Origin of the sequence: Klebsiella sp. GB_Kp047, from assembly GCF_040065235.1 — a bacterium.
GTDB lineage: Bacteria > Pseudomonadota > Gammaproteobacteria > Enterobacterales > Enterobacteriaceae > Klebsiella > Klebsiella quasipneumoniae.
The window spans coordinates 386,812-407,726 of record NZ_JBEAJG010000041.1 but is presented as its reverse complement, the minus strand read 5'-3'; the positions used below and the strand labels follow the sequence as shown (position 1 = coordinate 407,726).

Here is a 20,915-nt window from a genome sequence, read left to right as displayed (position 1 = left end):
GTGATGAGGATCAATAATACAAAAGGCGTAGTGGTCTACTGCAGGTGACAAGGAGAGGAGGGCCGGTCAGCCACCGGCCCGGGGAAGGGTTACTGTTTGCTCACATCACTTAATAAGAAGGCGATGCTCTGCCCGCCGCTGGTCTGCTCAAGGGCAATTTTGACGATAATCGTCAACGGCACCGACAGGAGCATACCGACCGGACCCAGCAGCCAGCCCCAGAAGATCAATGACAGGAACACCACCAGGGTGGAGAGCCCCAGGCCGCGCCCCATGATCCGCGGTTCGAGAATATTGCCGAACACCAGGTTAACGATCAGATAGCCGGCCAGCACCACCAGCGCCTCGTACAGGCCGCCGAACACCAGCACCTGCAGGATCGGCGGGATGGCCGCCAGTACGGAACCGATATTGGGAATATAGTTCAGCGCGAAGGCCAGTAGCCCCCACATAAAGGCGAAGCGCACGTCCAGCAGAACCAGCATGCCCCAGACCACCAGCCCGGTGACCAGGCTAATCGCGGTCTTCAGCACCAGATAATGCGACACGCTGTCGATGGCGCGCTGAATGGCCCCCATGCCTTCTACCGGGCGGGACATCAGCTGCTGCAGTTTGGCGGGCAGTTGCGGAACCTCCAGCAGCATAAACACCACCGTCAGCAGCAGCAGAAAAATCGAGGACATGGCGTTCGACAGCTGAGTGAGCAGACTGGTGACCAGGGTCATCACGGCGTTGGGGTCGATGTATTTGTTAAGCTCCACCACCGAGACGGTAAAACCCAGGCGCTGCAGCCAGGGGGCGATGGTTTGCATCGGTTCGTAGAGATAGTTGCGGTACTGCGGCAGGGTGCGCGCCAGCTCGTTAAGCGAGGTCCCCAGCGAGGCCAGCAGCACAACGGCTAACATCACGATAAGGCCGATCAGCAGTGAGATCGCCAGCACACGCGGCACCCGGCAGCGGACCAGCAGCTGCACCAGCGGATTAAGGATCACCGCCAGAAAAATCGCGAGAATAAACGGGACAATAATGTCTGCCGCAAAGCGAATGCCGGTCAGGATGATCACCAGCATGCCCAGCATGATGACCATCTTTAGTCCGTTAAGTGTAATAATAGGTTTAGCCATAGGATCCCGTCCTCAATCTTCCTTGCCTGTTAACAGGTTGCGTTACATTAGCATAATGACGTTTTTTTTCAGAAAAAACGCATTGCTGCAAAACCGCGGCGTAAAGAATTGCAAAGTCTTTGAATTAAATGTAGCACTATGCTACAAATCTACCTGTGTTTAACTACTGAGGACAATTTCCATCCGCACCGGACGAGAAGCAACACCGCGGATAATTGTAATTTTATGGACAATCAGTTCAGGATGTATATTTTAAATCACCCCGCAGTATCCCTCACTTTTTCCCGTTTTGCCGGCGAACAGCACTGGCATTCGGCGCTATAGTCACCTTTTTTCTGCCTGAGCTGGCGCCAAGCGCACAGCGAAATCTACGTCAGAAATTTTCCGGTTTACGCGTCTCGTAAACGGTAATGGATTATATTCTCAAGCAGGAGAAGGGATCATGTTTTATTGGATTTTATTAGCTTTAGCTATTGTTGCTGAAATTACCGGCACGTTGTCGATGAAATGGGCAAGCATCAGCGGTGGGCATACCGGCTATATTTTAATGCTGGCCATGATAGCTCTGTCATATATTTTTCTCGCCTTTGCAGTTAAAAAAATTGCCCTCGGTGTGGCTTACGCGTTATGGGAAGGGATTGGCATTTTGCTGATCACCCTGTTCAGCGTTCTGTTATTTGATGAAAGCTTGTCGCTGCTGAAAATAGCCGGTCTGACCACACTGGTGGTGGGGATCGTCCTGATTAAGTCCGGCACCCAGAAAAAAGCGTCGTCGAAGCAGGAGGTGGCTCATGCAGCAGTTTGAGTGGATCCACGCCGCCTGGTTGGCTATCGCCATTGTTCTGGAGATTATTGCCAACGTCTTTTTGAAGTTTTCCGACGGTTTCCGCCGCAAGGTCTATGGCATCCTGTCGCTGGCGGCGGTGCTGGGCGCATTCAGCGCCCTGTCGCAGGCGGTAAAAGGCATCGATCTGTCGGTTGCCTATGCGCTGTGGGGCGGCTTCGGTATCGCGGCGACCATCGCCGCCGGCTGGGTGCTGTTTGGCCAGCGCCTGAATAACAAAGGCTGGGCGGGAGTCATCCTGTTGGTTGCCGGCATGGTGTTAATTAAACTCGCCTGACGTCGCGCCGCCTGCAAAGCCAGGCGGCAAAACGGGTCCGCTGTAGTATGCTTACCTCAAGACCGGCCCCGCAGTTATTGTGCCCGGTGACGATGAGGACTGCGCATGTTCACAGCTTTCGGCTGGCGGAAAATTCCTTCCGCCAGGACGTTGTCAATAATGATTTTTCTCGCCGGGCTCGGCCTCACCGCGTCGGTGATCTCCCTGCTTTACCTGTCCCAACACCTCATTGCCAGCAAATCCAATGAAATTGACCAGCAGCGTTCTGTCCTGTCGGTGGAAGGGGCGGTGCAGACATCGGTCAACCGGGTGCTGTCCCTGGTGCTGGACAATGCTATCTGGGACGATGCGGTGACCCAGACTTACGCCCCCAGACTGGATCAAAAATGGCTGTACGACACCTGGGGATCGGGCTTCAAAATCAATAACCTGTACGACGGCACCTTTGTCCTTGATGAACATTATCACATTCTGTGGGGCGCCTTTCAGAGTCAGGTGATGCCCCGGACAGACCTTTCATTTCTCGGCGCCGGGCTGACCAGCCTGATCCGTTATCATGCAAAAGCTCTGCGCGAGGGGAAAAACGCCTTCGCCGGCATCACGCGCACCGAGGCAGGGATCGCTTTCGTCGGCATCGGTCTGATCCGGCCAACGACCGGCCGGCTGCAAGTGGCTGACGATACCCGGCGCTATCTGGTCATTACCCGGCACATCAGTCCTCAGCTGCTGCAGCGTTTAGGCGACACCTTCCAGATAAGTCATCTCCATCTCAGCGACGGCCCCGGCGAACACCATATTCCGTTGCGCACGCAGGGAGGCGAGGTGCTGGGCTATCTGGCGTGGCAGCCGCGTCTGCCCGGCGCCGAAGCGGCCCTGGCCTCATCAGGCAGTATGCGGCTGATCGCCGGGGTGGCCGCCAGCCTGATCCTGCTGTTTATTCTGTTCAGCAGCCTCGGCATGTATAAGCTGGCCCGCGGCGAACGTCAGGCGCGGGAGATCGCCCTGATTGACTGGCTCAGCCGGCTGCCCAACCGACGAGCGCTGCTGCTGCGGTTAAGCCAGGTGTGCGACACGAGTAAGCACGACATGCAGTGCGTGGTGTTTATCGATCTGGACGGATTTAAAGATGTGAATGATAACTATGGCCACGATGTGGGCGACGCCCTGATCCGCCATATCGCCAGCGCGCTGCAAAAACGGGTGCCGGCGGAGGCCATGCTGGCAAGAATGGGCGGGGATGAATTCGCCATGGCGGTGAGCGGCGAACAAGCGATCGACCGGGCGGCGGCGTTCGCCTGGGCGGCGCTGGAGCTGCTGAAAGCGCCGGTGGCACTGAGCAAACGCAAAATTTATATCGGCGCCAGCATCGGCATCGCCAGCGGAACCCCGGCGGAATGCTCCAGTACCGAACTGTTTCGCCGGGCGGATATCGCCATGTACCACGCCAAGAAGAGCGGCAAGGGGCAGACGGCCTGGTATGACGATGCGCTGGATGCCGTGCGACGTCATCAGCTGATGATCGAGAATGGCATCCGTCAGGGGCTGGAGCAGGATGAATTTGAGGTCTGGTATCAGCCGGTAGTCGATGCCGATACCCTGACGATGACCGGCGTTGAAGCGCTGCTGCGCTGGCCGCGTCGCCCGCAGGGTGCGCTGGCGCCGGATGCATTTATCGCCATTGCCGAGAGCAGCGGCCTGATTGACACCCTCGGCCAGTTCGTTCTGCAACGTGCCTGCAGCGATCTGCAGCCGGTGAGCGATCTGCTGCTGTCGGTGAATATCTCCCCGGCGCAATTTCGCGATCCGGCTTTTGAAAGCCGGGTGATGGAGACGGTCGCTGCCTGCCGCTTTCCGCCGTCACGCCTGCAAGTGGAGGTGACGGAGAGTTATGTGCTGGAAAATCCGGAACGTTCGCAGGCGGTGGTGGAGAATCTGAAGGCCCAGGGCATCGCCGTGGCGCTGGACGATTTTGGCACCGGTTATTCGAGCATCGGCTATTTACGCCGCTTTCGTTTTGACAGCCTGAAGATTGACAAATCCCTCGCCGGGCGGGTGGACTGTGATGCGCAGGCGGCGGAGATGGTGCGCGGCACGGTGCGCATCGCCCGCGCGCTGGGGATGACGGTCGTGGCTGAGGGGGTTGAAGATCCGCAACAGCTGGCGCTGCTGCGGCGGGCCGGTTGCGACCGGCTACAGGGCTTTTACTTCAGTAAACCGATGCCGATCGCCGACCTGTTGCAGCGGCGCCAGCAGCAGGGGTAATTACTCTCCGGCCAGCGCCTCCAGCTTATCGCGAAAGCCGGTCACCGCGATGGCGCGGTTGTCCGCTCGCCAGCGATCCTGCGGGCCGGGAGCCGAACTTTGCACGGCGATCACTTGCCAGCCGTCTGCGGTTTTCAGCAGCAGCGGCGAGCCGCTGTCGCCGGGCAGGGTGTCACACTGGTGCGACAGAACGCTGTTTTGCGCCCAGCCGGTGACGATGCAGTCCTGGTGGCTATAAAGATTATCCAGATGATCTTCAGGATAACCTGACTGGGTCACTTTCCGGTCCGCCGCCTTCAGCGCTGCGGTTAAATCGGCCTTACTGCCGGGGAAGAGCGGGATCGGCGTGATGCCTGAGGGAGCATAGCGCAGCACGATCAGGCCAAAATCCGAGGGCGCCGCGGCGGAGGGAACGATCCAGCCGTCGCCGTCGGCTTTCAGGCGCTTGCCTAACACGGGATCCACTCGTCCGTCAATGCCGTGGATCTCATACACCCAGTTTCCCTTGCGGGAAATAAAGCGCAGAGCGACCGCTTTGTCCGGCTTGCCGCGCGGGGGCGTTAACAGGCAGTGGCCCGCGGTCAGCGCCAGGTTGGGGGAGATGAGCGTCGCCGTGCACAGATTGCCGCTGGCGGTCTCCAGCTGGCCAATCGCGTCCCACGGGCTCTCCTCCGGACGGCTCACCGCTTTACGGTCATCGTGACCGAAAAACAACGTCTTAATATCTTTGGCGCTCAGTCCGTTATCATCGGCATGTGCGCCCAGAGGTAACAGATAAAATGTACACAGTAATAACAGAACGTTTCTACGCATATCACTCTCTGGGGAGGCTATGATGTCTATTGACAGTAGCAGGAGATTTAAGTTTATGAAAGTAAACAATAATTCTTATCAGGCCAAACGGCATGTCTCATCTGCGCGCGGCGGGCCCTGGCGCGGGTAAAACCGTCTGATTTCAATCGGTTAATACCAGTAACCTTCTGCTGCTATTTCCGCAGAAAGCGCGGTCTGGCGCAAGAACATTCGTGTATCAGAACGTACTGAAATTGGCGAATAATGCAGCAACACTTCTTTAAGGTTATTCCTGGTTTGTCAGCGGAATGTGCAAAAATAATACGTTTACCCGCCAGAACTTCACCAGAATTCGCACTTCTTTACGCCTCACGTAATAATTTTCAATGCGAAACATTTTCTCACCGAAAACATTGTTACCGTCACCCCGCCGTTGAGTAAATAGAGAGGTAATACCGGCGATGATAGCCTGAATTCTATTTCCCCGGCGTTCGGAGGGTATATGTCTAAAAAAGGTATTCGCGCACTGGTGTATGTTTCCCTGGTCTCCGTGGCCATCTGGGGCGCAACCGGCTATCTGGTGATGGAAGCGGTACGTGCTTTGTGATGAGTCTGGCCGCCGCATGGGGGCCAGGCGCGCGATGGTTTCTTGCTAACGTGTCTGGCGTCTTCGGGCGCCGGGCATTATTTGCGCCGCTGGCAGCGGCAGGGTACAGAGAGTGGTAAGAGGCAGGCAATAATATTTGCGCGACATTCACCTTCCGGGAAGTCTGCGCCAGGCGGCAAAAAGGGAGAGGGGGCGAAACAATTAATAGAGGAAAAAGCGGGTCGCAACCACTGCGCAAATGATTAACAGGATCAGGATGAGCTCAAAACGATATCGCCGCAGCATAGTGCTCTCCAGAAAAAACGGCGCTGAAACAGCGCCGATTATTTAAGAAGGTTGGTTCACCGGGAGGAATTATGCTGCCGGCTGTGCAGCAGGTTTAGCGGCCTGGTGTTTGGTGGTTTTGTGGTGTTTTTTCGCTGCCTGGGCTTTCTGGGCTACTGGTTTAGCGGCAGCTTTGTGGTGCTTTTTAGCGGCCTGGGCTTTCTGCGGAGCGGCTGGTTTAGCTTCTGCTTTTTTGTGTTTTTTAGCGGCCTGGGCTTTCTGGGCAGCGGCTGGTTTCGCTTCTGCTTTCTTGTGTTTTTTGGCAGCCTGAGCTTTCTGCTCTGCAGCTGGTTTTGCTGCGGCTTTATGGTGTTTTTTGTGATGGGTGGTCTTGGCAGCAGTGCTGTGGGTAGCAGCAGGCGCCTGAGTGGTGCTTACTGCGTCAGCAGCGAAAGCGGCGGAAGAGAGACCCATAGCAGCGGCAACGACCAGAGCTAATACTTTTTTCATTCTGATATCCTCGAAAAGTTTTCTTAATTTCAACCCCACTGCGGGGCCGGTGAAATTACTATATGCTTGTCTTTTCGGGCTTTCCGTGAGTGTTTGGTATCGGCGTGTAACCGAATGTACAAGGCGAGGAGCGAAGGACGCGCCGGGCAGCCCGGCGCGGACGATTACAGATAGCGGGCGGTAAGGTGGTCGCGGAAGTAGCGGCTGTTAAGATCCTCTCCGGTGGCCTGCTGGATCAGCTGCGAGGTGGTGAAGCGGCTGCCATGCTGCCAGATATTCTGCCGCAGCCAGTCAAACAGGGCACTGAAATCCCCTTCCGCGATATCGCGGTCTAACGTCGGCAGCGCGCGGCGGGCGGCGGCCATCAGCTGCGCGGCGTACATCGCCCCCAGCGTATAGGAAGGGAAGTAGCCGAAGCCGCCGTCGGTCCAGTGAATATCCTGCATACAGCCGTCCCGGTAGTTGCCGGTGGTCGACAGTCCCAGCCAGTGCTGCATTTTCTCATCCCACAGCGACGGAATATCTTCCACCTCGATCTCGCCATCGATCAGCGCGCGTTCAATTTCATAGCGCAGGATCACATGCGCCGGGTAGCTGACCTCATCGGCATCAACGCGAATAAAGCCTGGTTTCACCCGCTGGTTCCAGGCGACAAAATTCTCCTCGCTAAAGGCCGGCCGATCGCCAAAGCGTTCGCGCACCGCCGGCAACAGGCGGTGGAGGAAGCGCTCGCTGCGTCCCAGCTGCATTTCAAAGAACAGGCTTTGCGATTCATGGATAGCGGTAGAGCGGGCCAGTCCTACCGGCTGGTCGACCCACGGGCGAGGCAGATTCTGCTCATAGCGGGCGTGGCCGGTCTCGTGGATCACGCCGAACAGGGCGATTAGCAGGTCGTTTTCGTTGTAGCGGGTGGTGATGCGCACATCCTGAGGGACGCCGCCGCAGAACGGGTGGGCGCTGATGTCCAGACGCCCGCCGTCAAAGTCAAAGCCGAGGATGCGCATCGCCTGCAGACCCAGCTCGCGCTGCTCAGGGATCGGGAACGGTCCCTGCGGGGCGATCAAGGTTCGCGTCGCCTGCTTGTCGACCGCTTGCCGCAGCAGGGACGGCAGCCAGGACTTGAGGTCGGCAAACAGGCTGTCCAGCCGGGCGCTGGTCATATCCGGCTCGAAAATATCAAGCAGCGCGTCATAGCGTGAGCCGCCCCGGGCGTCGGCGCGGATCTGCGCTTCCTCGCGGCTCAGCCTGACCACCTCGCGCAAATTTTCGGCAAAGCCAGCCCAGTCGTTAGCCGGCCGCTGGCTGCGCCAGGCATGTTCGCAACGGCTACCGGCCAGTGATTTGGCCTCCACCAGGCTTTCCGGCAGCAGCGCCGCCTGATCGTACTGACGCTGCATTTCCCGCAGGTTGGCCTGTTCGAGGTCGTTGAGATCCTGCTGGCGGGCCGCCTGCAGCCATTGGCCCACTTTTTTATCGGTCAGGATCTGATGCTGTAGCACGCCGAGTTCCGCCAGCGCTTCGCCGCGGGCGGCGCTACCGCCCGGAGGCATCATGGCGAACATATCCCAGCCGGCGATGGCGGATAGATGCGAAAAGCGCGACAGGCGCTGAAACGTGCGGGTAAGCTGCTGATAAGGCGTATTTTCAGTCATAGTAGCGTTCGGTCCGTGACAGGTGAATGAACAGATTATCGGTATGCCTCTACACTATCCTGATACGCCTGGCGGGTCGAGCGTTGCGCGCAGGAGGCGTGGTATAGCATCAGCCGGGTGATAGCAGGAAAAAAAGCGTGGCTCTGTGAGCGGTATTGCAGAAATCGGTAACGTATCGTGACTAAACTGTGATCGATTACACAGGTCTGGAGGTTCGGGGGTGGTTTATGAATCCGTTCACCTGGCTGTTTATTGCCTTACTGTCCGTTGATGCCGTCAGAGAGCTGATGGGCTTGTCATCTATCATGGGCATGTGGTGAAACGTGGCCCGCAGGCCACGTCACGGGCGATTATTTTAGTCGGCGATACAAGCAAGTGCCGGTCAACAGCGCGGCAAGGAGCAGCAGCGCGATAAATCCGCCGACGCCGTTCCAGCCGTAGCGGTGCCAGAACACCCCGCCTAACGTCCCCGCCAGGCTTGAGCCAAGATAATAGCTGAACAGATATAGCGATGACGCCTGACCGCGGGCGCGGCGCGCGCGTGGGCCAATCCAGCTGCTGGCGACGGAATGCGCGGCGAAGAAGCCGGCGGAGAACAGCAGCATGCCGATGAAAATCAGCCACAAGGAAGAAAAGAGCGTCATCAGCAGTCCGCAAAGCATCACGCCGGTAAAGCCGAGCATCACCGGACCGCGGCCATAGCGTACGGTCATGGCGCCCGCTTTCGGCGAGCTCCAGGTTCCGGTGAGATACGCCACCGACAGCAGACCCACCACCGCCTGGCTTAACGACCACGGCGACATCATCAGACGGTAGCCAATGTAGTTAAACAGAGTGACAAAGGCCCCCATCAGCAGGAAACCTTCGACGAACAGCAGCGGCAGGCCGCGATCGCGCCAGTGCAGGTGGAAATTAATCAGCAGCGTTTTTGGCCGCAGCGAGGTCGGGCGGAAATGGCGCGACTCGGGCAGGATACGCCAGAACATAATCGCCGCTGCCAGAGCGAACCCGCTGATCACCGCCAGCGCCACGCGCCAGCCGAAGAAATCGGTAAAGACCCCGGTGAGCAAGCGGCCGCTCATGCCGCCGATGGAGTTGCCGCTGATATAGAGTCCCATGGAGAAGGCCACGAAGCTGGGGTGGATCTCCTCGCTCAGGTAGGTCATGCCGACCGCCGCCACGCCGCTCAACGACAGGCCGATCAGGGCGCGCATAATCAGGATGCCGTGCCAGCTGGTCATCATGGTCGACAACAGCGAGCAGCAGGCGGCCAGCAGCAAGGCGGTGACCATCACCGGCTTGCGGCCAATGGCGTCCGATAGTGGGCCGGTAAACAGCAGGCCCACCGCCAGCATCGCCGTGGAAATGGAGAGAGAGATACTGCTGCTGGCCGGCGATACGCCGAACTCGTTCGACAGCACCGGCAGGATCGGCTGCACGCAATAGAGCAGGGCAAAGGTGGCCAGACCGGCGGAGAACAGCGCGAGAGTGACGCGCATAAACTGCGGGGTGCCGCGCTTAATAAATTGATCCGGGCGGGATGCACCAGCGACGCTGACCTCGTCCGCCGGCACGGTGTCAACGGTTGTTGTACGACTCACAGAGAATTCCTTGGATAGAAGTTGCTGCTTACCAACAGAGTGTTGTGACCATTCAGCTCACATTTTTAGGGTATGAAAATGTAAATATTCTGTCTAATATATTAATAATCTCAAATAAGACGTTATAAATATGAATATCGAGTTGCGTCATCTGCGCTACTTTGTCGCCGTCGCCGAGGAGCTGCATTTTGGCCGCGCCGCGGCGCGACTGAACATCTCTCAACCGCCGTTAAGCCAGCAAATTCAGATCCTCGAGCAGCAGACCGGCGCCCGCCTGTTCGCCCGCACCAACCGCAGCGTCAGCCTGACGGCGGCGGGCAAACAGTTTCTCGCCGACAGCCGACAAATTCTCGCCCAGGTGGAGGACGCCGCCGCCCGCGCCGCCCGCCTGCACCATGGGGAAACGGGCGAACTGCGTATCGGCTTTACCTCCTCGGCCCCTTTCATCAAGGCGGTATCCGATACGCTGTCGCTGTTTCGTCAGCGCTACCCGGATGTGCATATTCTCACCCGCGAGACCAATACCCGCGAACAGATTGTCCCGTTGAGCGAGGGGGCCCTCGACCTTGGCCTGTTGCGTAATACCCAACTGCCGGACACCCTGGCGTGGCAGCGGGTGCTGCGTGAGCCGCTGCTGGCGATGGTCCCGGCGGACCATCCGCTGGCCCGCCTGCCCTCGGTCAGCCTGGCGGCGCTGGCGCGGGAGCCGTTCGTCTTTTTCGACCCGCATGTCGGTACCGGCCTGTATGACGATATCCTTGGCCTGCTGCGCCGCTACGGCCATACGCCGGTGATTGCGCAGGAGGTGGGGGAGGCGATGACCATTATTGGCCTGGTGGCCGCCGGACTGGGGGTGTCGATCCTGCCGGCCTCCTTTCAGCGCGTGCAGCTCAGCGAAATGCGCTGGCTGCCGATCGACGAACAGGATGCGGTGTCAGAGATGTGGCTGGTGTGGTCGAAACACCATGAGCAGGGAGCGCTGGCAAAACGCTTTCGTGACACGCTGCTGGCCTGGAAAAGCGAGCGCAATTGAAGCAAAAATGGGCTGGAAATGTGCGGTAAATCACAAGGCTAAGCAAAAATTTGACGTTCACCATCGAAGTGCTTCACCATAGCCGAAAGTTTATTTCGAAGCGCGAAAATAAAGGGAGTCAATGGTGGTAGCGGATAGTCAACCAGGCCATATCGATCAAATCAAGCAGACCAATGCGGGCGCCGTCTATCGCCTGATTGATCAGCTCGGCCCGGTATCGCGTATCGACCTCTCCCGATTTGCGCAACTGGCGCCCGCCAGCATCACCAAAATTGTCCGCGAAATGCTGGAAGCGCACCTGGTGCAGGAGACCGAAATTCAGGAGCCCGGCAGCCGCGGGCGGCCGGCGGTGGGGCTGATGGTGGAAACCGAGGCATGGCACTATCTGGCGGTGCGCATCAGCCGCGGCGAGATCCACCTTTCGCTGCGTGATTTAAGCAGCCAGCTGGTGGTGGAGGAGCAGCTGGAGCTGGCGCTTGCCGACAGCACGCCGTTTCTGACGCGGATTATCGACCATATCGATCGCTTCTTTATTCGCCACCAGAAGAAGCTGGAACGTCTCACCTCCATCGCCATCACGATGCCGGGTATCATTGATACTGAAAACGGCATTATTCATCGCATGCCGTTTTATGAAGAAGTCAAAGACGTCCCGTTGGGCGAAACGCTGGCCAACCATACCGGGGTGCCGGTCTATATTCAGCATGACATCAGCGCCTGGACCATGGCGGAATCGCTGTTTGGCGCCTCGCGCGGCGCCCGGGACGTCATTCAGGTAGTGATCGATCACAACGTCGGCGCCGGGGTTATCACCGATGGACGTCTGCTGCACGCCGGCAGCAGCAGTCTCGTGGAGATCGGTCATACCCAGGTCGACCCCTACGGCAAACGCTGCTACTGCGGCAACCATGGCTGTCTGGAAACGATCGCCAGCGTGGAGAGCGTGCTGGAGCTGGCGCAGATGCGGATGGCGCAGTCGATGAGCTCGCTACTGCATCAGCGTCCGCTGAGCGTGGAGTGGCTATGTCAGGCGGCGCTGCAGGGCGATCTGCTGGCCCGGGACATTATCAGCGGCGTCGGTAATCACGTCGGCCGCATTCTGGCGATCATGGTCAATCTGTTTAACCCGCAGAAAATCCTGATTGGCTCGCCGTTTAACCTGGCGGCAGACATTCTTTTTCCGGCAATTTCCAGCTGCATTCGGCAACAATCACTCCCGGCCTACAGCCAGCATATCGCGGTTGAAAGCACCCAGTTCTCCAACCGCGGAACGATGGCTGGCGCGGCGTTGGTCAAGGATGCGCTCTATAACGGATCCTTACTCATACGACTGTTACAGGGTTAACATTTTTTCATAGTCACACCAAAAATTGCGCTATCTCAAGCTGACCCCCAGCGGCTTCACGTAGACTTTGCCCACTGTTGATTATTTCTCTCCCGTATATTTCATCGACAAAACTGTGGGGTTAGTGATGTTTAAGCGTTTCTTTATTACAGGTACAGACACCTCTGTCGGGAAGACAGTGGTTTCCCGTGCGCTGTTGCAGGCACTTGCTGCCAGAGGCAAAAGCGTGGCCGGGTACAAGCCTGTGGCGAAGGGCAGCAAAGAGACGCCGGACGGTTTGCGTAACAAAGACGCGCTGGTGCTGCAGAGCGTCTCCACGCTGGCGTTACCCTATGAGGCTGTCAATCCCATCGCCTTAAGCGAAGACGAAAGCAGCGTGGCGCACAGCTGCCCGATCAACTACGGTCTGCTGTCGGATGGTTTGCAGCGGCTGACCGGGCAGGTTGAACATGTGGTGGTTGAAGGCACCGGCGGCTGGCGCAGCCTGATGAACGACCTGCGACCGCTCTCCGAATGGGTGGTACAGGAGCAGCTCCCGGTGCTGATGGTGGTGGGGATCCAGGAAGGGTGCATCAACCATGCGCTGCTGACGGCCCAGGCGATCGCCAATGACGGGCTACCGCTGATCGGCTGGGTGGCCAACCGCATTAACCCCGGTCTGGCGCACTACGCCGAAATCATCGATGTGCTCAGCAAAAAGCTGCCGGCGCCGCTCATTGGCGAGCTGCCGTATCTGCCGCGCGCCGAGCAGCGTGAGCTAAGCCGCTACGTCGACTTAGACATGCTCGGCAACGTGATGGCGATAGATCGAATCCCGGCGTAACGTCCGCGACAGCACCGACGCCACCACGCAGGTGATCAACAGGCCGGGCAGCAGCGTATACTGCCCGGTCATCTCACAAATCATCAGGGTCGACATAATGGGCGCATGGGTGGTGGCGGCAAGAAACGCCGCCATGCCGGTAAGTCCCATCATCAAAGCCATCTCCTGATCCCCCGGTAGCCACAGCTCGCTGAAGCGGGCAAACAGCATGCCCATCGCCAGACCGACAAACAGCGTGGGGGTAAACACCCCGCCCGGCGCGCCGGAGCCACTGCTGGCCAGCACCGCCAGCAGTTTGCACAGGAATACCGCCACCAGCAGCGCGCCGGGCGGCGGCAGCAGGAGATAGCTTTGCACCACGCTGTAGCCGTTGCCCCACACCGCCGGAGTGATGAGCGATAAGCCGCCGACTATCAGCCCGCCCAGCGCCAGCTGCCACGGCGGCGCCAGCTTCAGCCTGACGAACCCGCGGTGGCTGTAGTCCATCAGCCAGATAAACAGCGGCCCGCACAACCCGGCCAGCAGTCCGGTGGCGAGCATCAGGCCATAGTGCAGCGCGCTGAGGTCCTTCTGCAGAACGACATGGTACAGCGGCGCGGCGCCGCCGTTGAGAAACTGGGTGAGCAGCAGGGCGATCACCGCCGAGATGACAACCGGCCCAAGCGAGGCCAGCATCAGCGTGCCAAAGAGAATTTCAGCGATAAACAGGCTGCCGGCCAGCGGGGCATGATAGGCGCTGGCCATCCCGGCGGCGGCGCCGCAGGCGACCCACAGCTTCCATTCTGCCTGCGGCGTGAAGCGGCGGGCGAACAGCGAGGCCGCCAGCGCGGCCAGCAGGATCATGGCGCCTTCCCGGCCAATCGCGCTGCCGGTGACCACCACCAGCAGCGAGGCCAGCGACTTCACCAGGCTTGCCGGCGTATCGAAGCAACCGTCCCCGGTTTCCAGGGCTTCCATATAATCGGTGGCGGCGTGCGGGCGGGCAATGCTGCGCCGCTGCCAGAGCCAGAGAAGTGTCCCTGCCGCCAGTCCCCCCAGCGCCGGGGTAATCAGCCGCCGCCACGCCGGCAGCGACTGCGCGGCGTTGACCAGGCTCCCGCTGTCGTTACCGAGAAACAGCGTTTCCAGCACCACCATGGCATGGCGAAACAGGGCCACCGCCAGGGCGGCGAGCAGGCCAATCAGCGTGGCGATCAGCAGGCGACGAAACATCACCTGCACGTCAGGATAGGGATGAAGACGATGGCGAGAGTCGGAAAACATGGCCTTATTGTGATAGGGAATAACCTTATATGCAAAAGCGATAAGTGCGGGTCACGGTCAGGCGTGCAAATAAGGAAACCGCGCCGACTACCGGCGCGGTAAAGGGATTAGCGATAGAGCGGCTTTTCCGCCACGGCGATCGGCAGATTCTCCTGCCACTGCGCCAGGGTCGCCTTCGCCAGCTGACCCAGCGCCTGGTAGAAGGGGTGGGCAGCGCGTTCGACAAAGACGCTCAGGAAGCGTCCGGACCACGGCAGCAGATGCCAGGCCAGCAGCTGGCCAAACAACGCCTCCTGCTCCGTTTCGCACAGCCACGCCGCCAGCAGCAGCAGGGTGCCGAAATGGTCTTCCGGCTCGTTGCGATCGGCGTCCAGTGCGATGCCGTTCGCGCGCATCCATTCGCGCAGGGCCAGCGTGGATTCGCCGAACAGCACCGATTCTTTATCCAGCCAGACGGATCCCCATGGCGGCGCCGGCAGGGCCCATGGTCCGATAAACAGGCGCTGCCAGGCTTCCGGCAACGACTCTTCAGCCGACGCGGCAAACCCCGATGCCAGCGGGGCGGCAACCGGGTAGGGCCACTGTTGCTGCCAGCTGCCGTCCTGGAAGGCGGCGACCAGCGGCGCGATTTGCGCGTTATTCGGCGCATAAGAGAACAACGCGCCCAGGGTACGGGCGCTTAACGCGACGGCGTCGCGGTGTGGGAACGGCATCATCACTTATTCCTTTCTGCGGCGCGCGCCGGCGCGCCGTCTCATTAACCGGCAACCGCCATACCGACGGTCATATGTAGCCCATAAAACAGGCCGCGGCCAATACATTCAGCAATCAAGACCAGCACCAGACCGGCCAGTAGCCCCACCGCGCGCGGCGGCTGGCGACGGATCAGCGGGCACAGCCAGCAGCCGAGTCCCAGCGCCAGCAGGATCAGGCGTAAGGCCTGCAGTCTGCCGTAATTCGGCAACAGGCTGGCCGCCTGCTGAACGGAGCTGTGAATAGTACTGAGCCCGGCGCTTTGCATGACGATCACCGCGGCGCTGATGACCAGCGCGGCCATGCTCAACCCAGCAATAAACCAGCCGTTAACGTCGACTTTCGCCATTTGCAACAGCAGGGCGGCGAACAGCGGCCCGCTAAGGAGTACCGTCAGGAAGAAGGCGCTGGTGGTGTAGCCAGTGTACCATGTCGGTACAGTATCGATTTGATAAACCCGGGTCATCGCGAGGATAAACAGCAGCCCCAACAGCAGGGTGATCATCAGCCAGATTTTGCCCAGCGCCGCCGGCATTTTTTCCAGCACTGCCAGCAGCCACCAGAATCCGCCTACAGCGAAAAACAAGGCGCCGCTGGCGATTTCGTTGCTCAGCGCCGAGGCGCCGACGCGGTTCAGCGAGTTAAACGCGCGCAGTGGCGAACCGAGATGCATAACTGAAGCGAGAAAGCCGATCCCCATCAGTAGCCAGATAAAAAACATGCTGCGCACCAGACGCTGCCGCGCTTCGCGCTGGTCCGCCAGCTCGAGCCAGACCAGACCGCTGAAGAGTGTCGCGCCCACCACGCATTGCCCCAGTACCGTAAACAGCACCAGCGGCCATTCATGCCATCCGCTTCCCATCTCACACCTCCTTCGGGTTTGCCAGATAACCGGTGGTATCGCCACACGGCCGGGCGTTGCGGTTAGGGTTGATCGCGATGCTCGGCTGAGTGAAGTGCGCCGAGGGCAGCGGGGCTACCGCCGCCAGTTGGCCGTGCTTAGCACGCAGTTCAGCAATCGGCCCGAAATCGAGCGCCCGCAACGGGCAGGACTCGACGCAGACCGGCTTCTTCCCCTCGGCGACGCGCTCATAACAGCCGTCGCACTTGGTCATATGGCCTTTGTCGGCGTTGTACTGCGGCGCGCCGTACGGGCAGGCCATATGACAGTAGCGGCAGCCGATGCACACCTCTTCATCCACCACCACAAAACCGTCTTCGCGCTTGTGCATCGCCCCGCTCGGGCAGACTTTGGTGCAGGCCGGATCGGCGCAGTGGTTACAGGCGATGGAGAGGTAATAGGCAAAAACGTTCTGCTGCCAGACGCTGTTGTCCTCCTGCCAGTCGCCGCCGGCGTACTCGTAGATGCGACGGAAACTGACTTCCGGGGTCAGGTTTTTATAGTCCTTACAGGCCAGCTCGCAGGTTTTGCACCCGGTACAGCGAGCGGAGTCGATAAAGAATCCATATTGCGTGCTCATGGTTTACTCCTTAAACCTTCTCGATATCGACCAGGTTAGTATGCTGCGGATTCCCTTTCGCCAGCGGCGACGGGCGGTGGGTGGTCAGGGTATTCATGCAGGCGCCATGGTCAACCCGGTCGCCGGCCATATTGGCGTCGTGCCACGCGCCCTGGCCCATCGCCGACACGCCCGGCATGATGCGCGGCGTCACTTTCGCCGGCAGCCGGACTTCGCCGCGCTGGTTGAACACCCGCACCAGATCGCCGTTATTAATCCCGCGTTTTTTCGCGTCAAGCGGGTTGATCCACACTTCCTGACGGCAGGCGGCCTGCAGCACATCCACGTTGCCGTAGCTGGAATGGGTGCGCGCCTTATAGTGGAATCCAAACAGCTGCAGCGGATACTGACTGCGCAGCGGATCGTCCCAGCCTTCAAATGTGGAGGCGTAGACCGGCAGCGGGCTGATGACGTCGTCTTTCTCCAGCTGCCAGCGGGCGGCAATCTCGGCGAGCCGGCTGGAGTAGATCTCAATTTTGCCGGACGGGGTGTTGAGCGGATGCGCTTCGGGATCGCGGCGGAAGTCGCGATAGGCGACGAAGTGGCCGTTCGGATCCTTGCGTTTGTAGATGCCCATTCGCTTCAGCTCCTCGTAGGCCGGCAGCGCCGGATCTTTCGCCACCATTTTGGCGTACAGATGCTGCAGCCACTGCGCCTGCGTGCGCCCCTCGGTAAAACGCTGGTAGACATCGTCGCCGAGCCGTTTCGCCACTTCGCTTAAGATCCAGTAAATCGGTTTGCGTTCAAACTTCGCCGAGGTGGCGGGCTGGATGAAAATCAGATAGCCCATATTGCCGGCGTAATCGTTGGGAATGATATCCTCTTGCTCAACGGTCATCAGGTCGGGCAGCAGCAGGTCGGCATATTTCGCCGACGAGGTCATAAAGTTGTCGATGACCACGATGGTTTCGCACTTGCTCTCGTCCTGCAGAATATCGTGCGTCTTATTGATGTCGGAGTGCTGGTTGATGAGGGTGTTGCCCGCGTAGTTCCACAGGAATTTGATTGGCACATCCAGCTTCTCTTTGCCACGCACACCGTCGCGGGTGGCGGTCATTTCCGGACCACGGGCGATAGCGTCGGTCCAGGTGAAGCAGGAGATGGCGGTTTTCACCGGATTTTCCAGCACCGGCAGACGCTCGATGGTGATGGTGTAGGTCGATTCGCGGGCGCCGCTGTTGCCGCCGTTGATGCCGACGTTGCCGGTTAAGATCGGCAGCATGGCGATCGCCCGGGCCGAGAGCTCGCCGTTTGCCTGGCGCTGCGGCCCCCAGCCCTGGCAGATATAGGCCGGTTTGATCATGCCGATGTCGCGCGCCAGCTTAATGATGCGATCGGCTGGGATGCCGGTGATACGCGAGGCCCACTGCGGCGTTTTGGCGACGCCGTCGTCGCCCTCGCCGAGGATATAGGCTTTATAGTGGCCATTCTCAGGCGCCCCGGCCGGCAGCGTCTTCTCATCGTAGCCGACACAGTATTTATCAAGGAACGGCTGATCCACCAGATTCTCGTTAATCAACACCCAGGCGATACCGGCGACCAGCGCGGCGTCCGTGCCGGGGCGAATGGGGATCCACTCATCTTCGCGACCGGCGGCGGTATCGGTGTAGCGCGGATCGATAACGATCATCCGCGCGTTGGAGCGCTCGCGGGCCTGTTCCAGATACCAGGTAATGCCGCCGCCGCTCATGCGGGTTTCCGCCGGGTTGTTGCCGAACATCACCACCAGCTTGCTGTTTTCAATATCTGAGGTGCTGTTGCCGTCGTTACTGCCGTAGGTGTAGGGCATGGCGCAGGCGATCTGCGCGGTGCTGTAGGTACCGTACTGGTTAAGCGAGCCGCCGTAGCAGTTCATCAGCCGCGCCACCGGCGAAGCGGAAGGCGAGGAGCGAGTGATGTTCCCGCCGACAATTCCTGATGAGTAGTTAATGTACACGGCTTCGTTGCCATATTCCGCGACGACGCGCTTCAGGCGGTCAGCAAGGGTATCCAGCGCTTCCTGCCAGCTGATACGCTCAAATTTACCTTCTCCGCGTTTTCCCACGCGCTTCATCGGATAGTTAAGGCGATCCGGGTGGTTGATGCGCCGGCGAATCGAACGCCCGCGCAGGCAGGCGCGGACCTGGTGATCGCCATAGCGGTCGTCGCCGGTGTTATCCGTTTCGACATACACCACTTCATCATCACGCACGTGTAACCGCAGGGCGCAGCGGCTGCCGCAGTTGACCGAACAGGCGCCCCAGACAATGCGGGTGTTGTCGCCGGCAGCCTGTTGTACTGCCGCCGCGGCGCTGCGCAGCGTAAAGGGGAGGGGAAGCCCGCCGGCGGCCAGCGCCAGAGAACCGAGGGCTGTGGATTTAAGTAACGCGCGTCGGGTGACGCCGCCGGAAGATTCCTGATTCGACATTGCTCACTCCATGATGGTTATGCTGGGCGGAGAAGGGCCGCCGCGTCATTAACAGACGCCGGGGTGAGCGATAATACGTTATGGGTAGCCGGCAGATCTTATCCCTGGTCAATGCAGGGATAAGATCTTTCGTTTGAAAGCGAAGTGGGCTTACTGAGCGTCGTTTTCGGCGGGACTGTCGCTGTTACGGGTATAGGTGATTTTGAAGGTGTCATTGGCGCAATGACCCACCACCTGAGCGCCGGGCTGGTCCGCCTGGTCGTTTGGCACAATGGCCAGACTGAAGGCCGTTTCCGGTACGCCATTGTTCATGATCTTCTGTTGAATATCATTTTTGACCCGCTCGCAAGAGTCGGGCGCCGCCAGTACGGTCGTGGAGCACAGCAGCAGCGCGGCGCCTGTCCAGAGGGATAGTTTCATCTTACGCTCCTTATCGATGTTATCCAGATTTAAGCATAGCAGAACTGGTGTAAACAATTGTATTTGCTAATATGATTGGATGTACACAAAAGGAATCACCTGTGAAAAGACTGTATTGGCTGATCCCGACCGCGCTGTTGCTGACGGCGTGCGACCGCGAAAGCGTCCCGGAAGCCTTCACCCCGGAGATGGCGAGTTTTTCCAATGAGTTTGAGTTCGATCCGCTGCGCGGACCGGTGAAAGATTTTAGCCAGACCCTACTGGACGAACACGATGTGGTGGTCAAAAAGGTGAGCGCGCAGCTGTCAAAAGAGGGATGTTTCGATCTTTTGACGCTGGAGGATGTGGAGAATAACACCGGCGCGACGCTGCTGCTGGACGCCAACTATTACGTCGATGGCCGCACCCATGAGAAGCGGCTGCGTCTGCAGGGGAAATGTCAGCTGGCGGAGATGCCCGCCACCGGCGTGAGCTGGGAAACGGATGATAACGGCTTTATTATTAGCGCCCGCGGCAAAGAGACCACCGCCACCTACCGCTACGACAGCGATGGCTATCCGCTGGGGAAAACCACCACCGCCAAAGAGGAGCGATTTACCGTTGCCTCCACGCCGTCGAAGGATCCGCGCAAGAAAATGGACTATACCGCCATCAGCACCTTCAACGACCGCACGCTGGGAACAGTGCGCCAGACCTGCGACTACGATCGCCATGACAATCCGCTGAGCTGTGAGCTGCAGGTGATCGATGAAAGCGTCCAGCCGCCGCTGACCCGCCACTACACGATTAAAAACCGCATTGATTATTACTGAGCCGTCGGCTTCAGCAGGGACGGCCCCGGCGTTTTGTGTTCCGCCAGATACTGATGCTGGAACAGACACATGCGGATGGTGTTGCGATACTCGCCGTTAATAAAAAACTCATGGATCAGTTCACCCTCGACCATAAAGCCGAGCTTGCGGTAAATATGGATCGCTTTTTCATTCTCTTTATCGACAATCAGATACAGCTTATACAGATTGAGCACGGTAAAGCCATAGTCCATCGCCAGCCGCGCGGCGCGGGTGGCGAGGCCTTTTCCCTGGAAGTCGGGCGAGATGATTATCTGGAACTCGGCCCGGCGGTGCACATGGTTGATTTCAACCAGCTCCACCAGTCCGGCTTTATCGCCATTGCATTCGATCACAAAGCGACGCTCGCTTTGGTCGTGAATATGCTTGTCGTACAGATCGGAAAGCTCAACGAAGGCTTCATAGGGCTCTTCAAACCAGTAGCGCATCACGCTGGCGTTGTTGTCGAGCTGGTGAACAAAGCGCAAATCTTCGCGCTCAAGGGGGCGGAGTCTGACGTGTAGCGCGTCGGTCATGGGAATTCCTGTGGTCAAAGCGGAAAAGAGGGGACGGAAAGGCGGCGCCCGC

General features: G+C 59.1%; 21 protein-coding genes. 8 read left to right on the top strand and 13 right to left on the bottom strand.

Annotated elements, in window-relative coordinates; all coding sequences use genetic code 11:
- Nucleotides 1–89: 89 nt before the first annotated feature.
- Nucleotides 90–1,124, bottom strand: a complete 1,035-nt coding sequence (locus ABLV76_RS22540) for an AI-2E family transporter (protein WP_049092628.1) — start codon at nt 1,122–1,124, stop codon at nt 90–92.
- Between the two features lie 442 nt (nt 1,125–1,566).
- Here ABLV76_RS22540 and kpnE point away from each other — a divergent pair, with 442 nt between their 5' ends.
- Together kpnE and kpnF are read left to right on the top strand one after the other, a co-directional pair.
- Nucleotides 1,567–1,929 (top strand): multidrug efflux SMR transporter subunit KpnE, encoded by a 363-nt coding sequence (gene kpnE, locus ABLV76_RS22535; RefSeq protein ID WP_004206058.1) that lies wholly within the window; start codon nt 1,567–1,569, stop codon nt 1,927–1,929.
- Nucleotides 1,916–2,245: a multidrug efflux SMR transporter subunit KpnF gene (gene kpnF, locus ABLV76_RS22530; RefSeq protein ID WP_004206057.1), complete on the top strand. Its 330-nt coding sequence runs from the start codon at nt 1,916–1,918 to the stop codon at nt 2,243–2,245. The genes kpnE and kpnF overlap by 14 nt, the downstream gene beginning before the upstream one ends.
- A gap of 74 nt (nt 2,246–2,319) precedes the next feature.
- On the opposite strand, the gene ABLV76_RS22525 is transcribed toward kpnF, so the two are convergent.
- Complete coding sequence (locus tag ABLV76_RS22525; protein WP_224052065.1) at nt 2,320–2,433, bottom strand: ArsR family transcriptional regulator; 114 nt, start codon at nt 2,431–2,433, stop codon at nt 2,320–2,322.
- Here ABLV76_RS22525 and ABLV76_RS22520 point away from each other — a divergent pair.
- Nucleotides 2,405–4,507 (top strand): bifunctional diguanylate cyclase/phosphodiesterase, encoded by a 2,103-nt coding sequence (locus tag ABLV76_RS22520; RefSeq protein ID WP_224052069.1) that lies wholly within the window; start codon nt 2,405–2,407, stop codon nt 4,505–4,507. The genes ABLV76_RS22525 and ABLV76_RS22520 overlap by 29 nt on opposite strands.
- Here the strand turns inward: ABLV76_RS22520 and ABLV76_RS22515 are convergent, their stop codons facing one another.
- From ABLV76_RS22515 to ABLV76_RS22505, 3 genes are all read right to left on the bottom strand, one after another.
- The gene (locus ABLV76_RS22515) at nt 4,508–5,320 is read right to left on the bottom strand and encodes a serine protease (RefSeq protein WP_200982890.1); all 813 of its coding nucleotides are present in this window, start codon (nt 5,318–5,320) and stop codon (nt 4,508–4,510) included.
- A gap of 940 nt (nt 5,321–6,260) precedes the next feature.
- Nucleotides 6,261–6,680 carry an acid resistance repetitive basic protein Asr gene (asr, locus tag ABLV76_RS22510; RefSeq protein ID WP_004206052.1) on the bottom strand — a complete coding sequence of 140 codons (420 nt, stop codon included), beginning with the start codon at nt 6,678–6,680 and terminating at the stop codon, nt 6,261–6,263.
- A gap of 164 nt (nt 6,681–6,844) precedes the next feature.
- The gene (locus ABLV76_RS22505; RefSeq protein WP_348878489.1) at nt 6,845–8,332 is read right to left on the bottom strand and encodes a carboxypeptidase M32; all 1,488 of its coding nucleotides are present in this window, start codon (nt 8,330–8,332) and stop codon (nt 6,845–6,847) included.
- Between the two features lie 227 nt (nt 8,333–8,559).
- Here ABLV76_RS22505 and ABLV76_RS22500 point away from each other — a divergent pair, with 227 nt between their 5' ends.
- Nucleotides 8,560–8,652, top strand: a complete 93-nt coding sequence (locus ABLV76_RS22500) for a hypothetical protein (protein ID WP_004206050.1) — start codon at nt 8,560–8,562, stop codon at nt 8,650–8,652.
- A 30-nt stretch (nt 8,653–8,682) separates the two neighbouring features.
- On the opposite strand, the gene ABLV76_RS22495 is transcribed toward ABLV76_RS22500, so the two are convergent.
- Nucleotides 8,683–9,933: an MFS transporter gene (locus tag ABLV76_RS22495; RefSeq protein WP_049092632.1), complete on the bottom strand. Its 1,251-nt coding sequence runs from the start codon at nt 9,931–9,933 to the stop codon at nt 8,683–8,685.
- Between the two features lie 130 nt (nt 9,934–10,063).
- Here ABLV76_RS22495 and ABLV76_RS22490 point away from each other — a divergent pair, with 130 nt between their 5' ends.
- The 3 genes from ABLV76_RS22490 (at nt 10,064) to bioD (ending at nt 13,134) form a co-directional block, all read left to right on the top strand.
- Complete coding sequence (locus tag ABLV76_RS22490; protein WP_004206047.1) at nt 10,064–10,966, top strand: LysR family transcriptional regulator; 903 nt, start codon at nt 10,064–10,066, stop codon at nt 10,964–10,966.
- A gap of 124 nt (nt 10,967–11,090) precedes the next feature.
- Nucleotides 11,091–12,311: a sugar metabolism global transcriptional regulator Mlc gene (gene mlc / locus ABLV76_RS22485; RefSeq protein ID WP_004206046.1), complete on the top strand. Its 1,221-nt coding sequence runs from the start codon at nt 11,091–11,093 to the stop codon at nt 12,309–12,311.
- A gap of 127 nt (nt 12,312–12,438) precedes the next feature.
- The gene (gene bioD, locus ABLV76_RS22480; protein ID WP_004206045.1) at nt 12,439–13,134 is read left to right on the top strand and encodes a dethiobiotin synthase; all 696 of its coding nucleotides are present in this window, start codon (nt 12,439–12,441) and stop codon (nt 13,132–13,134) included.
- Here bioD and clcB read toward each other — a convergent pair.
- From clcB to ABLV76_RS22450, 6 genes are all read right to left on the bottom strand, one after another.
- Nucleotides 13,087–14,397, bottom strand: a complete 1,311-nt coding sequence (clcB, locus tag ABLV76_RS22475; protein ID WP_348878488.1) for a voltage-gated ClC-type chloride channel ClcB — start codon at nt 14,395–14,397, stop codon at nt 13,087–13,089. The two genes, bioD and clcB, sit on opposite strands and share 48 nt — an antisense overlap.
- Nucleotides 14,398–14,504: 107 nt before the next feature.
- Nucleotides 14,505–15,113 carry a Tat proofreading chaperone DmsD gene (gene dmsD / locus ABLV76_RS22470; RefSeq protein WP_053810421.1) on the bottom strand — a complete coding sequence of 203 codons (609 nt, stop codon included), beginning with the start codon at nt 15,111–15,113 and terminating at the stop codon, nt 14,505–14,507.
- 41 nt (nt 15,114–15,154) lie between these two features.
- The gene (locus tag ABLV76_RS22465) at nt 15,155–16,012 is read right to left on the bottom strand and encodes a DmsC/YnfH family molybdoenzyme membrane anchor subunit (RefSeq protein ID WP_348878487.1); all 858 of its coding nucleotides are present in this window, start codon (nt 16,010–16,012) and stop codon (nt 15,155–15,157) included.
- 1 nt (nt 16,013) lies between these two features.
- Entirely contained in the window at nt 16,014–16,631 is a 618-nt protein-coding gene (locus ABLV76_RS22460) for a DMSO/selenate family reductase complex B subunit (protein ID WP_348878486.1), read from the bottom strand.
- Nucleotides 16,632–16,641: 10 nt separating this feature from the next.
- Nucleotides 16,642–19,077, bottom strand: a complete 2,436-nt coding sequence (gene ynfE, locus ABLV76_RS22455; protein ID WP_080837701.1) for a selenate/tellurate reductase subunit YnfE — start codon at nt 19,075–19,077, stop codon at nt 16,642–16,644.
- Nucleotides 19,078–19,227: 150 nt separating this feature from the next.
- Nucleotides 19,228–19,497 (bottom strand): DUF1161 domain-containing protein, encoded by a 270-nt coding sequence (locus ABLV76_RS22450; protein ID WP_023318174.1) that lies wholly within the window; start codon nt 19,495–19,497, stop codon nt 19,228–19,230.
- Between the two features lie 101 nt (nt 19,498–19,598).
- Here ABLV76_RS22450 and ABLV76_RS22445 point away from each other — a divergent pair, with 101 nt between their 5' ends.
- Nucleotides 19,599–20,309: a YnfC family lipoprotein gene (locus ABLV76_RS22445; RefSeq protein ID WP_017900332.1), complete on the top strand. Its 711-nt coding sequence runs from the start codon at nt 19,599–19,601 to the stop codon at nt 20,307–20,309.
- Here the strand turns inward: ABLV76_RS22445 and speG are convergent.
- A complete protein-coding gene (speG, locus tag ABLV76_RS22440) occupies nt 20,303–20,863 on the bottom strand; it encodes a spermidine N1-acetyltransferase (RefSeq protein ID WP_004206037.1) in 561 nt (186 codons plus the stop codon). The two genes, ABLV76_RS22445 and speG, sit on opposite strands and share 7 nt — an antisense overlap.
- Nucleotides 20,864–20,915 lie beyond the last annotated feature (52 nt).